At 38.4% G+C, this 14,759-nt stretch carries 15 protein-coding genes; all 15 read left to right on the top strand.

Annotated features, from left to right (window positions below; all coding sequences use genetic code 11):
* The first annotated feature begins 218 nt into the window (after positions 1–218).
* Positions 219–3,788: a chromosome segregation protein SMC gene (gene smc / locus OSO01_RS06230; RefSeq protein WP_147209572.1), complete on the top strand. Its 3,570-nt coding sequence runs from the start codon at positions 219–221 to the stop codon at positions 3,786–3,788.
* A 12-nt stretch (positions 3,789–3,800) separates the two neighbouring features.
* Entirely contained in the window at positions 3,801–4,811 is a 1,011-nt protein-coding gene (gene ftsY, locus OSO01_RS06225; RefSeq protein ID WP_147209571.1) for a signal recognition particle-docking protein FtsY, read from the top strand.
* Between the two features lie 87 nt (positions 4,812–4,898).
* On the top strand, positions 4,899–5,216 hold the full coding sequence (locus OSO01_RS06220) for a putative DNA-binding protein (RefSeq protein ID WP_147209570.1): 318 nt from the start codon (positions 4,899–4,901) through the stop codon (positions 5,214–5,216).
* Between the two features lie 13 nt (positions 5,217–5,229).
* Entirely contained in the window at positions 5,230–6,576 is a 1,347-nt protein-coding gene (ffh, locus tag OSO01_RS06215) for a signal recognition particle protein (RefSeq protein ID WP_147209569.1), read from the top strand.
* A 120-nt stretch (positions 6,577–6,696) separates the two neighbouring features.
* Entirely contained in the window at positions 6,697–6,969 is a 273-nt protein-coding gene (gene rpsP, locus OSO01_RS06210) for a 30S ribosomal protein S16 (protein WP_040980064.1), read from the top strand.
* 13 nt (positions 6,970–6,982) lie between these two features.
* Positions 6,983–7,210 carry a KH domain-containing protein gene (locus tag OSO01_RS06205; RefSeq protein ID WP_147209568.1) on the top strand — a complete coding sequence of 76 codons (228 nt, stop codon included), beginning with the start codon at positions 6,983–6,985 and terminating at the stop codon, positions 7,208–7,210.
* Positions 7,211–7,349: 139 nt separating this feature from the next.
* Positions 7,350–7,739: a YlqD family protein gene (locus OSO01_RS06200; RefSeq protein ID WP_147209567.1), complete on the top strand. Its 390-nt coding sequence runs from the start codon at positions 7,350–7,352 to the stop codon at positions 7,737–7,739.
* Positions 7,740–7,753: 14 nt separating this feature from the next.
* Positions 7,754–8,266, top strand: coding sequence for a ribosome maturation factor RimM (gene rimM, locus OSO01_RS06195; protein ID WP_147209566.1), 513 nt, complete (start codon positions 7,754–7,756; stop codon positions 8,264–8,266).
* Entirely contained in the window at positions 8,267–8,998 is a 732-nt protein-coding gene (gene trmD, locus OSO01_RS06190; RefSeq protein ID WP_147209565.1) for a tRNA (guanosine(37)-N1)-methyltransferase TrmD, read from the top strand. It abuts the gene before it with no gap.
* Positions 8,999–9,124: 126 nt separating this feature from the next.
* Positions 9,125–9,469 carry a 50S ribosomal protein L19 gene (rplS, locus tag OSO01_RS06185; RefSeq protein WP_077601146.1) on the top strand — a complete coding sequence of 115 codons (345 nt, stop codon included), beginning with the start codon at positions 9,125–9,127 and terminating at the stop codon, positions 9,467–9,469.
* A 259-nt stretch (positions 9,470–9,728) separates the two neighbouring features.
* On the top strand, positions 9,729–10,277 hold the full coding sequence (gene lepB / locus OSO01_RS06180; RefSeq protein WP_147209564.1) for a signal peptidase I: 549 nt from the start codon (positions 9,729–9,731) through the stop codon (positions 10,275–10,277).
* Between the two features lie 135 nt (positions 10,278–10,412).
* On the top strand, positions 10,413–11,252 hold the full coding sequence (gene ylqF, locus OSO01_RS06175; protein WP_147209563.1) for a ribosome biogenesis GTPase YlqF: 840 nt from the start codon (positions 10,413–10,415) through the stop codon (positions 11,250–11,252).
* A 168-nt stretch (positions 11,253–11,420) separates the two neighbouring features.
* On the top strand, positions 11,421–12,191 hold the full coding sequence (gene rnhB, locus OSO01_RS06170; protein WP_147209680.1) for a ribonuclease HII: 771 nt from the start codon (positions 11,421–11,423) through the stop codon (positions 12,189–12,191).
* Positions 12,192–12,212: 21 nt separating this feature from the next.
* The gene (locus tag OSO01_RS06165) at positions 12,213–14,372 is read left to right on the top strand and encodes a TP0910 N-terminal domain-containing protein (RefSeq protein WP_147209562.1); all 2,160 of its coding nucleotides are present in this window, start codon (positions 12,213–12,215) and stop codon (positions 14,370–14,372) included.
* On the top strand, positions 14,369–14,650 hold the full coding sequence (locus tag OSO01_RS06160) for an EscU/YscU/HrcU family type III secretion system export apparatus switch protein (RefSeq protein WP_147209561.1): 282 nt from the start codon (positions 14,369–14,371) through the stop codon (positions 14,648–14,650). Before OSO01_RS06165 ends, OSO01_RS06160 begins: the two co-directional genes overlap by 4 nt.
* Positions 14,651–14,759 lie beyond the last annotated feature (109 nt).

Here is a 14,759-nt window from a genome sequence, read left to right as displayed (position 1 = left end):
GATGTTCTCATGTTAAGGAGACCGCTACAGAATAATACTACGTTAGTTAGTGTATTACCATCAAAACTCATTTCATTAACCGGATAATATCGATAACTACAGTCCGAGTTCCGAATGATAAGTATTTTGTGGTCTTCTAGTTTCTGATTTACCGACTTTTTGAACATGTACGATAGATTTAATAACTATAAAGATTAGTAAGTTTTAGGAGAATGATTATGCATTTAAAGCGATTAGAAAGTGTTGGATTTAAATCCTTTGCAGAGCGTATTAGTGTAGATTTCGTACCTGGTGTGACAGCGGTAGTAGGCCCAAATGGCAGCGGGAAAAGTAATATTACGGATGCGATACGCTGGGTGCTGGGAGAACAATCTATGAAATCCCTTCGCGGATCAAAAATGGAAGATATTATATTCCAGGGGAGCGACTCAAGATCTCCTTTAAATATCGCTGAAGTAACACTTGTATTAGATAATAAAGACCAGCGTGTGCCGCTGGATTATGAGGAAGTCAGTGTGACCAGGAGAGTTTACCGTTCTGGAGAAAGCGAATTTTATATAAATAAGCAGGCGTGCCGTCTGAAGGATATTGTTGATTTGTTTATTGACTCGGGGCTGGGCAGAGAAGCTTTTTCTATCATCAGTCAGGGCAGGGTAGAAGAGATTCTCAGCTCAAAAGCGGAGGAGCGCCGTGTCATTTTTGAAGAAGCAGCAGGCGTTTTAAAATATAAACAGCGTAAGAAAAAAGCCGAATATAAACTGGCTGAAACACAGGAAAATCTGAACCGTGTCGAGGATATTGTTCATGAAATAGAACAGCAGCTGGAGCCGCTTGAACAGCAATCTAAAAAAGCAAAAGAATATCAGACCTTACAGGCCGAGCTTCAAGAAACAGAGATTTCAGTGTTAATTACCGAAATGGAGCAGATTCATAATGAATGGCAGCAGGTTTTAGAAAATTTAGCAGTGAATGAGAGGAAACAGAAAGAGCAATCGGAAACAATTCGTCTTATCGAAGAAGATTTAGGTAAAGAAAAAGAACTCGCACAGCAGTATGAAGCAGAGATAGAACTGCAGCAGTCAAACTTATTAGATGTAACAGAACGATTGGAGAAGTTTGAAGGCAAAAAACAGTTATTTGAAGAACGCTCCAAGCATGCAGACGAAAATAAAGAAAAACTTGCTCAGCAATTAGATCGGGTTATCTCTAATGTAAAAGTGCTCGAGGAGCAAAAAGCAAAAGAGCAGAACAAGCTGGAGCAGCTGGAAGCAGAAAAAACAGATACCTTAACCCAAAAAAAAGAAATAGAAAAGAATTTAGCAATAAGCCCGGAAGACGTTGCAAATCGAATTGAGGATTTAAAGGCGGAGTATATTGAATTATTGAATCAGCAGGCAGCTTACCGAAATGAAAAGCAATCAGTCAATCGGCAGCAGGAACAAATTGATGCTAAAAATGTTTCGCAATCAATGAAGTTTAAAGGCATGCTCACGGAAAGAAATGAGCTGGAGGATAAACAAACGTCAGTAGAAGCAATTCTGCAGTCACATCAGAAAAATTTAGAAGCTAAAAATCAGAAACTAAAGACGTTAAAGCTTGAAATGCAGTCGGAACGGGCAAAATACGAAGATGCACAATCAAAGCTTTATCAAGGTTATCAATATATTGAAAAGGTAAAATCAAAAAAAGAAATGCTTGAAGAAATGAAGGAAGATTTCCAAGGCTTCTTTCAGGGTGTCCGTCAGGTTTTACGGGCAAGAGAAGAAGGGAAATTAACCGATATTGAAGGAGCAGTAATTGAACTGATTGATGTCCCTAAGGACTATATTACAGCGATTGAAACAGTATTAGGAGGCCAGGCACAGCATATTGTTGTGGAATCAGATCAGGCAGCAAGAGCAGCTATTAATTGGCTGAAAAAAAACAATAGCGGACGGGCAACATTTCTGCCGCTGCAGTCTATCCAGCCGCGCTTTTTATCAAGTGAAGGAAAGCAGGAATTAAAAAATCATCCCGGCTTTATCGGGATTGCTTCTGAATTAGTACGCCCAAAGGCAAAAAAATATGCAAAAGCTGTACAGCATTTAATCGGAAATGTTGTCATTGCCAAAACATTACGTGATGCGAATGATATTGCAATAAAACTGCATAGGAGATACCGGATTGTGACCTTAGATGGAGATATGGTGCATCCGGGCGGGTCTATGTCAGGGGGGGCGCAGAAGAAGCAAAATCAATCTCTGTTTACCCGTGAAAAAGATTTACAAGAGCTGCACATGAGATTAGGGGAATACAAGCAAAAAACAGAGCAGTTCGAAAAAGGCGTACAACAAAAAAGAGATTATTTAAGGGAATTAGATGAAAAAATAAATCTCACTGAACAAGCTGTACAGAAAATGCAAAAAGATGTTCAGGACAGTCAAGCTGATTTTCAAACGCTGCAGGCAAAACTGACATCTATAAATGATAATTTATCCATCTATGATATGGATAAAAAGCAGAATGAAAAGAGTCATACAGAATTAGAAGACCGAAATGAAGTGCTGACAAAGGAATTAGAAAAAATTAGTAAGCAGCTTCAAATTGTACAAAAAGAAGTAGATGATTTAACAGAAGAAGAATCAAAATTAAAAGAAACACGTGCAAAATTACAGGATTCATTCTACGAAATTAAAGTAGCATTAGCAGAGCAGGAAGAACGTTTTAAATATCAGCAGGCTAATACAAAAGCGTTGCAGACACAGCTTGAACGGGCTGTGCTTGAAAAGAAGCAGGTAGAAGAAGAGCTTGAAACAATAACAGCAATTAAAAATCAAGAAGAGACCGAGGAAGAAATAGAAGAAAAAATTATTCGCACCAGAAGCTCCAAACAAGAAATAACTGAAAGCATTGAAAGGCTCCGAAAAAAAAGAAAAGAAAGCTCCGATATCCAGCAGACTCTTGAAGAGAAGCTGAAAGAAGCCCAGAAGCAGTATGCCATTACAAATGAGCATTACCAAAAGCAGGAAGTGAAATCCAATCGCATGGATGTAGAGCTTGATAACCGTCTGCATCAGCTTGAAAAAGAGTATACGATGACATATGAGATGGCGAAACGGGATTATCCTAAGGTTGAAAACATGGAAGAGGCAAAAACAGTTGTCAGCAGCTTAAAAGATAAAATCAACCAATTAGGCACGATTAATCTGGGAGCTATTGGTGAATACGATCGTATCTCTGAAAGATATCAGTTTTTAAAGGAACAAAGAGATGACCTTGTAGAAGGAAAGAGAACGCTATATACTGTTATTGGAGAGATGGACACGGAAATGAAAGAAAGATTTGAGTCAACCTTTTCAAAAATAAAGGAAGAGTTCTCCCAAGTATTTATGCATTTATTCGGCGGAGGTCACGCAGAGTTGAAATTAACAGATCCTAAAAATTTATTAGAAACCGGCGTAGACATTATCGCACAGCCGCCAGGTAAAAAACTGCAGCATTTAAGTCTTTTATCAGGAGGAGAGCGGGCCTTAACTGCAATTGCACTTCTCTTTTCTATTTTGCGTGTCCGGCCAGTTCCTTTCTGCATATTGGATGAAGTAGAAGCAGCGTTAGATGAAGCAAATGTAGTGCGTTTTGCTAAGTATGTGAAGAAATTCAGCAGTGAGACGCAGTTTATCGTAATAACACATCGTAAAGGGACCATGGAGGAAGCCGATGTTCTTTATGGTGTAACAATGCAGGAATCAGGCGTATCAAGACTTGTTTCTGTCCGTTTAGAGGATACAAAAGAATTGATTCAATCGTAGGGGGATATCAATATGGGATTTATGGATAAGCTTAAAGCTCGTTTTAAGCAAAATGAAGAGACAAAGGAAGTTTCTGAGAAATATCAAGAAGGTATGGCGAAGACAAGAAATACCTTCTCAGGGAAAATAAATGACTTAATTGCGCGTTATCGTAAAGTAGACGAGGACTTCTTTGAAGAGTTAGAAGAGGTTTTAATTACAGCAGATGTAGGTGTTTCGACAGTTATGGATCTTGTCGAGGAACTGAAAATGGAAGTGAAACGTCAAAAAATTAAGGATTCTTCTGAGATAAAGGATGTTATCTCGGAGAAACTCGTAGAAATTTATTATGGTGAAGAAGATAAGTCCATCCAGCATTTACAGCTGGATGGAGAGGGATTGCAGGTTATTCTTGTTGTTGGTGTTAATGGTGTCGGGAAGACAACGAGCATCGGTAAGCTTGCGCACCAGTTGAAAGCAGGCGGCAAGAACGTCATTTTAGCAGCTGGGGATACCTTCCGTGCCGGAGCAATTGAACAGCTGGAGGTTTGGGGAGAGCGCGCCGATGTTCCGGTGATTAAGCATAGTGAAGGAAGCGATCCGGCAGCAGTGATTTATGATGGAATTAAGGCTGCTAAATCCCGTGAAGCGGATGTTCTGATTTGTGACACTGCCGGAAGACTTCAAAATAAAGTAAACCTGATGAATGAGCTTGCCAAGGTAAAACGTGTAATCGAACGTGAGATTCCTGGTGCGCCCCATGAGGTTCTGCTTGTTTTGGACGCGACTACAGGCCAGAATGCATTAACGCAGGCACGCACTTTTTCAGAAGCAACAGATGTAACAGGCATTGTATTAACAAAATTAGATGGTACTGCCAAAGGAGGAATTGTGTTAGCTATTCGTAATGAACTGCAGATTCCTGTGAAATTTGTCGGTTTAGGTGAAGGAATTGACGACCTGCAGCAATTTGATGCAGATGCATTTGTATATGGGCTGTTTTCTGATTTAGGAATAAATGAAGAAGTAGAGGAAGACAAATAGGCGACAGCTGCTCGTCTACTTGACAATTGCTGATTTTGTTGGATATGATAAATGTAAAGGAAAATCACTTAACAAGAGGTGTACCCGGTGCTGGAAAAGACGAATCGGATAAATTATTTGTTTGACTTTTATCAACCGCTGTTAACACCAAAACAGCGCAGTTATATGGAAATGTATTATCTCGAAGATTATTCTTTAGGCGAAATTTCCGAGCTCTTTGAAGTTTCCAGACAAGCTGTATATGATAATATTAAAAGAACGGAAAAAATGTTAGAGTCCTATGAGGATAAGCTTCATCTTTTTTCGAAGTTTGAAAAACGTACGCAAATTATCTCAAAGCTTTCGGAAGCTGTAACAAGCCCGGAAGTAAAGAAGTATGTTCAACAATTACAAGATTTAGATTAGGGGGATACCTTCTATGGCATTTGAAGGATTAGCGGACCGTCTCCAGGGTACGATAAAGAAAATTACTGGTAAGGGTAAGGTCTCTGAGCAAGATGTAAAAGAGATGACAAGAGAAGTCCGCCTGGCACTTTTAGAAGCAGACGTAAACTTCAAAGTTGTAAAACAGTTAATTGCCAGGATAAAAGAAAGAGCTGTCGGGCAAGAAGTGATGGAGAGCTTAACTCCGGGACAGCAGGTTATTAAAGTTGTAAAAGATGAATTAACAAATTTAATGGGCGGAGAACAAAGTAAAATTGCAGTAGCCGACCGTCCACCAACTGTTATTATGATGGTTGGTTTACAAGGTGCCGGTAAAACGACGACAACCGGAAAGCTGGCTAACCATTTACGTAAGAAGCACAATCGCAATCCTTTATTAGTTGCATGTGATGTCTATCGTCCGGCGGCAATTAAACAGCTGGAAACACTTGGAACACAGCTGGATATGCCTGTGTTTTCATTAGGTATAGAGGCGAATCCTGTTGATATTGCCAATCAGGCGATTGCCAAGGCAAAAGAAGATCATAATGATTATGTCATTATTGATACAGCAGGCCGTCTTCATGTTGATGAGAATCTTATGGAAGAATTGCAGCAGATTAAAACAGATGTCAAACCGGATGAAATTTTCTTAGTGGTTGACTCTATGACGGGACAAGATGCTGTCAATGTAGCAGAGAGCTTTAATGAACAGCTTGATATTACAGGAGTAGTTCTTACAAAATTAGATGGAGATACCCGCGGGGGCGCTGCACTTTCTATCAAAGCAGTTACAGATAAGCCGATTAAATTTGCCGGGATGGGTGAAAAACTGGATCAATTAGAGGCTTTTCATCCTGAGCGCATGGCGTCCAGAATTCTGGGCATGGGTGATGTTCTCTCCTTAATTGAAAAGGCACAAACTAATGTTGATGAGAAGCAGGCAAAAGAATTAGAAGAAAAAATGCGTACGATGTCCTTTACATTTGATGATTTCTTGGAGCAAATGGGACAGGTTCGCCAAATGGGACCGCTGGATGACTTAATGGCAATGATTCCTGGTGCTAACAAAATGAAAGGGTTGAAAAATGCGCAATTAGATGAAAGTCAATTAACAGAAGTAGAAGCAATTATTCAATCCATGACGAAGAAAGAACGTCAAGATCCTGCTATCATTAATGGAAGCAGAAGAAAACGTATTGCAAAAGGTTCAGGAACATCTGTTGCGGCTGTAAACCGCCTATTAAAGCAATTTTCAGAGATGAAAAAAATGATGAAGCAAATGACCAATATGCAAAAAGGGAAAAAAGGTAAAGGCGGATTTAAATTTCCTTTCATGTAAGGGTTGATTCTTGCGTATTTTTATAATAAAATATGCTTGTAATGGAAAAATACTTTACAGACTAAAAACTATCTGTTAAAATCAATTCTTGTGATAACATAATTATTGGAGGTGCAAAGCATGGCAGTAAAAATTCGTTTAAAACGTATGGGTTCAAAAAGAAATCCATTCTATCGTATTGTAGTAGCGGACTCTCGTTCTCCACGTGATGGACGTTCTATCGAACAAATCGGTACGTACAATCCTGTAGTGAATCCGGTTGAAGTTAAAATAGATGAGGAAAAAGCACTTGATTGGATGACAAAAGGTGCAAAACCTAGCGATACAGTACGTAATTTATTCTCTAACGAAGGCATCATGAAAAAATTTCACGAACAAAAAAATTCTAAATAAGTAGTGTGATATCATGAAAGCCCTGATTAAATCGATTGTTACCTCATTAGTAGATTATCCAGATGATATTGTTATTAAAGTAACCGAAGAAGATTCGAAGGTTATTTATCATTTAACAGTTCATCCAGATGATGTCGGAAAAGTCATTGGCAAAAATGGACGTATTGCTAAAGCGATACGTACGGTTGTATATGCAGCGAACACTGGTGGTAATAAACGCATTTTTTTGGATATTATGTAAGGTTCGTATTCAAAAAGCTGATATATCCGGTCTTTTTGAATAAACTGGTAAAGGGAAAGCTGACCCTGCTTTTAGGGGCTCAACTTTCCCTTTTTTACACATTTGTTACTCGAATCTATCAGGCAGGAGCTGAATCTGAATGAAATTAATAAAAAAAGTTCCCATCAAGCTAGTAGTGACAGAAGATAGTAAAGAAAAGATCCGCCAGAATTTTAATAATCATAAATTACGTCTTGAACAAGAGTGTCAACAACTCCAATTTGAAATACGAAAATTAAAAAATAAAAGTGTTAATGTTCGTTCAGATATGGAAACACGGTTTAACCAGGAAATTAAAAATCGACAGGAAAAAATGAAGCTATTGGATTTTAAAATAGAACAGCTGGATGAGTTAAAAATGGGTAGCGAAATCGTTGAAAAAGAGGTTGAAGCTCTTGTTGAGGTCGAAGTCGGTTCTGATTGGAATCATATTATGAAAGAGCAGGCTATCGTAATTAAAGATGATAAAGTTATCCGAATTGATGAGTAGAATAGGTGAGAGATATGAATACAGAGAAATTAAAAATTGGTAAAATCGTTAATACACATGGAATTCGCGGCGAGGTAAAGGTTTTGCGAATCACAGATTTTGAAGAGCGTTTTACACCAGGAAATGAAGTGATTATTACATCTGAACAAAAGGATATCATTTTAACGATTGATTCACACCGTATCCATAAAGGATTTGATTTGATTACATTTAAAGGATATTCAAATATTAATGATGTTGAAAAGTGGAAGGGTATGAATTTGTATATTGATAAGGATCAGGCTGAAGAATTGGAAGAAGATGCTTATTATTATCATGAAATTATCGGATGCAGGGTTGAGACAACGGAAGGTGAGTCTTTAGGGAAAATAAAAGAAATATTGTCTCCTGGAGCAAATGATGTATGGGTAGTACAGAGACCCGGTAAGAAAGATTTGTTATTGCCTTATATTGAAGATGTAGTTAAAAACGTAGATATCGAAACAGGTACAATTTCCGTGGAATTAATGGAAGGGATGTTAGATTAGATGCATATTGATATTCTGACCCTTTTTCCAGAGATGTTTCATGGTGTTATGGAGAGTTCTATTTTAAAAAAAGCAAAAGAGAAGGAACAATTTTCATATCAGCTTGTTGATTTCCGTAACTACTCCACTCATAAACATAAGAAGGTGGATGATTATCCTTATGGCGGGGGAGCTGGTATGGTACTGACCCCGCAGCCTGTGTTTGATGCTGTTGAAGCAGTGAGAAAAGAAAAAGCATCACAACCCCGTGTGGTTTTATTGTGTCCTCAAGGAGAGACATACACACAGAGAAAAGCAGAGGAACTGGCAAAGGAAGATCATCTTATTTTTATCTGCGGGCATTATGAAGGTTACGATGAACGGATTCGTGGACACCTTGTAACAGATGAAATTTCTATTGGGGATTATGTTCTGACAGGTGGAGAGTTAGGGGCAATGGTTATTATTGACAGTGTTGTCCGGCTGTTACCAGAAGCGTTGGGGAATGAAGAGTCAGCACAACAGGATTCTTTTTCGACTGGATTATTGGAGCACCCTCATTATACCCGTCCATCTGATTTTCGCGGAATGAAGGTTCCAGATGTATTATTATCAGGAAACCACGCCAATATTGAAGCCTGGAGAAGGAAGGAATCCTTGAAGCGGACTGCCCAAAGACGGCCTGATTTATTAGAAAATCATGAGCTGAATGAAGCAGATAAAAAAATACTTCAGGAAATAAAAAATGACTAAAAATAGTTGTGCTTTACGATAGGATATGCTATATTATTAATTGTGCTTATATGCGTATAAGCATGTAGAACGATGTTCCGCTGTTCAAATGAGGGCATGAGCATTAGTTTGGAAGGAGTGAAAATCATGCAACAAATTATTGCTGATGTAACAAAAGATCAATTACGTACAGATCATCCTGATTTTCGGCCTGGTGATACTTTAAAGGTTCACGTTAAGGTTGTTGAGGGTACTCGCGAACGTATCCAGGTTTTTGAAGGTGTTGTAATTAAGCGTCAAAACGGTGGAATCAGCGAAACATTCACAGTAAGAAAAATTTCCTACGGTGTTGGTGTTGAACGTACTTTCCCATTACATTCACCAAGAGTTGATAAAATTGAAGTTTCTCGTCGCGGTATCGTACGTCGTGCGAAGCTTTACTATCTGCGTAACCTTCGTGGAAAAGCAGCTCGTATTAAAGAACGTCGTTAATCAACGAGTGAGAAATATGAAACTAATAAAAAGGGGCTATGTCAATATTGACAGTAGCTCTTTTTCATTGTAAAGGAAAATATAATCAGAGCAGATGCTAAATAGAGTTTAGATAATATTGTGCTTATCCAGCACCTTTTAAAGAACAGTTTATCAATTTTTCTTTTCTCTTCAGAAAAATTAATAATACTTAGAAGTTGTTTATCTAATGGTTACTAGCTACAATAAAAAGTAGACTGAAGTTATCGGAGGAAGTCAGATGACAGAGAAAGAGCAAAAAAAGAAAAAAAATGAATGGTTGGAATGGATAAAAGCAATACTGATTGCTGTTGGTTTTGTATTCATCGTACGGATGTTTTTATTTGCGCCTATCGTTGTAGAAGGGCCTTCCATGCTTCCAACCCTGCATGACCGCGATCAAATGATTGTTAATAAAATTACTTATACACTCGGGGAACCGGATCGTTTTGATATTGTTGTTTTTCATGCTCCTGAGCAAAATGATTTTATCAAGCGTGTAATTGGTTTGCCTGGAGAGCATGTAGAAGTAAAGGATAATGTATTATATATAGATGGAGAGCCTATAGATGAGCCTTTTCTAAACGATCAGATCTATACGAATGATTTTAAGTTGGAAGAATTAGAAGAGGGGTATGAAGTAGTTCCTGAGGACAGTGTTTTCGTGATGGGCGATAACAGGAGCAACTCAACAGACAGCCGGATTATTGGCGTTGTACCAATGGATGAGGTTGTTGGAAAAGCAAGATTCGTCTACTGGCCATTGGATCGTATACATTTCAGTGAATAAGGGCGATCAAATAGTCCGCAAACAATGTTTTATTTGAGATCAAAAAGTACAATGTTTGCGAATCATTTACAGATTTACCAATTAAAGATAAAAAGTACTAAAGACTCTCAGGAGTGAAAGGAATCGTGAATCTAAATGCCTATACAATGGTTTCCAGGTCATATGGCGAAAGCACGGAGAGAAGTGCAGGAGCAATTAAAGCTCGTTGATTTTGTCATTGAATTAGTAGATGCAAGAGCCCCATACTCCTCACAAAATCCAATGCTGCAGGAAGTTTTAGGTCAAAAACCAAAGCTTGTTCTCTTAATGAAAAAGGATTTAGCAGACCCTTCAAGAACGCTTGAGTGGATAGAAAGCTATCAGGAAAAAGGGGTACAGGCAGCTGCAGTTGATGTGAACCAAAAGGGAGATATTCAACAAGTTGTTCAGCTGGCTAAAGCAATGGGTCAGGAGAAAATGGAAAAGCTAAAAGCTAAAGGAATTAAACCAAGACCTGCAAGAGCAATGATTGTCGGTATTCCAAATGTAGGGAAGTCTACATTAATTAATCGGCTTGCCAATAAAAAAATTGCTAAGACAGGGGACCGCCCTGGAATTACAAAACAACAATTATGGATTAAAATAAAGAAAGACTTTGAACTACTCGATACGCCAGGTATTTTATGGCCGAAATTTGAGGAAGAGATTGTAGGATACCGGCTTGCAGCGATAGGGACGATAAAAGACCAGCTGCTCCCTCTACAAGATGTAACAGCATTTGTTATTCGTTTTCTGTTTGAAGAATATCCCACTCTTCTGAAGGACCGTTATGACATTGAGGATAGCTCTGATATGGTAGAGTTATTTGAAGGGATAGGAAGAAAACGTGGAGCTTTGGAAAGCGGAGGACATGTGAATTTTGATAAGGTATCAGATATTGTACTTCAGGATTTACGTTCAGGAAAGCTGGGGAAATTTACGTTAGAACAACCGTAATTCACTTCCTGCCGAACTCTACAAATTTCCAGATAAAGCAAAAAAATAAATTTATTCAACCGGTAGCCTGCAAGGGATTGTTCTTTGTAGGCTATTTTCTTATTTTAAGAAATAAGATGACTTAATATGTCTGATAAAATGACGATAATAAAAGAAAGTAGGAAAGTTATGAAGAAGCAGTCTATCGCCGAGATTAAAGTATTACTTAATGAAGACAATCTGACATCTGAAGAATGGGAAATACTCGTTCAAGATGATAGAAAAGGTGTGCAGACACTTTTAAAATCATATCAGCGAAAAAAAGAACATGAGAAAATTTTAATCAATCAGTTTGAAGAAATGCAGCAATATGAGAAGAAAGCTTTTCAGAATGGCGCAGAACGAATTGCAGGTGTAGATGAGGTAGGGAGAGGACCGCTTGCAGGTCCTGTTGTTGCAGCGGCAGTTATACTGCCCAAAGATTTCCGGTTAATCGGCTTAAATGATTCTAAGAAACTAAAGGAAAATGTAAGGGAAGAATATAGTGCTTATATCAAGGAGCATGCCATCAGTTATCATATTTCATTTATAAATAATCAGGTTATCGATCAAATTAATATTTATGAAGCTACAAAAAAAGCAATGTATGAAGCTTTATCTGGATTAACAGCATCTCCTGATCATGTATTGATTGATGCAGTCCATTTACCGAATTTAAACTGCTCCCAGGAAGCAATTATAAAGGGAGATGCGTCAAGCATCAGTATTGCAGCTGCCAGTGTTTTGGCAAAGGTGGCTCGTGACCAGTTTATGAAGGAATTGCATAAGGAGTTTCCCGGCTATGGATTTGATAAGAATATGGGATATGGCACAAAAGTCCATTTAGATGGATTAGCCGAATTTGGAGTGACACCTTATCACAGAAGATCATTTGCACCAATTAAGACTCTTGGAAAATGATAAAGAAAAAGAGGAGAAGCTATGAGGATTCAAGGAAACACGACAGCGGGAAAATTATTGGATTCATCAAAAGCAAGCCTGCTTAACAATTTGAAATCAGGGGATGTTTTACAAGGCACTGTAAAGCATCTTTATCCAAATCATAAGGCAGTCATACAAATGCAGGGCAATCAGCTTATTGCCCAGCTTGAGGCTTCTCTTTCTGTAGGAGGAAAGTATTTTTTTCAAGTAACGTCCAATGAAGGAAAAATGCCTGAATTGAAAGTAATGACAGGTGAACAGCAAAATGGAAAACAATTAATTGGTAATCTGCTGCAACAGCTTGGTATAAAAGAAACCAGGCTATCTTCTCAATTGGTCAGTATGCTTGTCAGAGAACAAATCCCGATGCAGAGAAGGGACCTGCTGCAAGCAATTCAATATATTCAGGATAATAAAATTTCAACGCAGCAGGCTCAGCCCATTCTAATGCAATTGATGAAATTGCGTATTCCAGTGACGGCAGCTTCTTTCCAGGCAGTACAAGCGTATCAGAACGGTGATTTAGGTGAAAGTTTAGCAGTACTTCAACGCTCACTTCCACCTGGTCAGCAGCCAATGCTGCAAGCTAATTTAGAGCATGTTTTAAAAGGCTTTGTATCTGAAGAAAGTGCCGTACGTGCTATTTTAACTGCTGATATACAACAGGAAAAACCTGTTTTATTTCCACTTCTCCAAAGCTTTGGACTTGTTTCCAAAGCACTGAATAAACAGGGGTGGACGAGTGCCTTACAGCAATGGAGCCAACCAGTCTCACAAAATCAAGCAGCAGCTGCACCATTTACTGCCAGCTTTGAAGGGATGAAGGAGCAGATTAAATCTATTCTAGCGAATCAACAGCAGCTGATAATGGAAGCTAACGCTGCACAGGGAAGCTCTGTCCCAGCACAGGACAGGCCGAATTTAGCAGCTCAATTCCCAAAATATTTTTCAAATCATTTACAAGGAGATCAAGGAGCTGCCCGCCAGGTTATTGAAGCTCTATCAGAACCTAAAAATTTTCAAGTGTTAGAGCGGCTCATGAATATTTTGGAGTTTTCTAATGAAAAAGCTGTAAAAATAGTGCTGACTACTGATGCAAAGCAGGCAAAACCGATACTATTTCCTCTTTTGCAGGATTTAGGATTTATTTCAAAGATACTGGACAAGCAAGTGTGGGCCAATACATTACAGCAATGGAATCCTCCTGGAGCGCAAAATCAAGGTACAGTAACTCCGCCATTTACTACAAGCTTTGAAGGAGTAAGGGAGCAGCTGCAGTCTATTTTGGAAAATCAAAAGCAATTAATGACAGAAGCCAGAGTGTTACATGGAGCAATGATACAAGGGACCAGTTCTTCTGAACATCCAAAAGCAAATTTAACTGCTCAATTTCCGCAGTACTTTACAAACCCAGTTCAGGTTACGCAAGGAAATGAGGGGGCAATCCGTCCATTACTGGAATCGTTAGCAGAAGCGAAAAGTTATCAAGCGATAGAACGGCTTATGAATATTTGGACAGCGTCAAATGAAAATATAATTAATAATCCTAAGGAGCAATTCCTGCACCAGATTCAGTGGGTTCTTCGCGATGCCGGTTTAAATGCAGAAAGCTCATTAAAAACAGATGATGCAAGCTCCATGCAGATGAAGCATTTATTATTGGAAATGCTTCAGAATAACAGTAGAGGGGCAGGAAGAGAGAATGCTCAGCAGGCTTTACACTTTTTAAATGGCATGCAATTAAATAATATAAATGACAGCAGTTATTTTGTTCAGGCTAATATACAGATCCCAAGTCAAAAGCTTGGTTTATCGAAGGATATTAATCTGCATTTTGAAGGAAAGAAAACTGCTGATGGAAACATTGATCCTGAATATTGCCGTATTATTTTTGATTTGCAGCTGCAAAGTATGAAAGAGACAATCATTGACCTTCATGTTCAAAAGAAGGCACTATCTATTACTATTTATAATGATCAATCTACTACACCGGGGTTAATAGACAAATTTCGACCCAATTTGCAGAAAGCGCTGGAGCAAATAAATTATCAGATAGCGTCTATTGTCTGTAAACCTTATACAGAAGCTGATAGACAGCAGCAGCCAGGAAGAAAAGCTGATGAAATGGCTGGCCAGGGAAAGGTGGATTTTCGAGTGTGAATGAGAAACGGAAAAAAGCAGTAGCCTTAAGCTATGAACAAAATATGGACGATGCCCCAAAAGTGACAGCATCCGGGAAAGGATTTATTGCTGATGAAATCATAGAAAGAGCTATTGAGCACAATATACCAATTTTAGAGGATCCATCTTTAGTAGAGCTTTTGGGAGAACTGGATATTAATAAAAAGATTCCAGAAGAGCTGTTTCAAGTAGTTTCAGAGGTGTTTGCCTTTATTTATCGGACAGATAAACAAACTGGAAAAGAAAAAAGCAGATAAGCCCGTTTAAAATGAAATAGAGAAATAATATTGAATTTGTTTTCCCTATTTCTTGTTTATTTTATATATTTTTAATACAATAGTATTGCATTGATTTTGATAGGAGGAT

It is taken from the genome of Oceanobacillus sojae, from assembly GCF_007991515.1.
Taxonomy (GTDB): Bacteria; Bacillota; Bacilli; order Bacillales; family Amphibacillaceae; genus Oceanobacillus; species Oceanobacillus sojae.
Note: the sequence above shows the minus strand (reverse complement) of the source record. Positions and strands in the feature narration are given on the sequence as shown.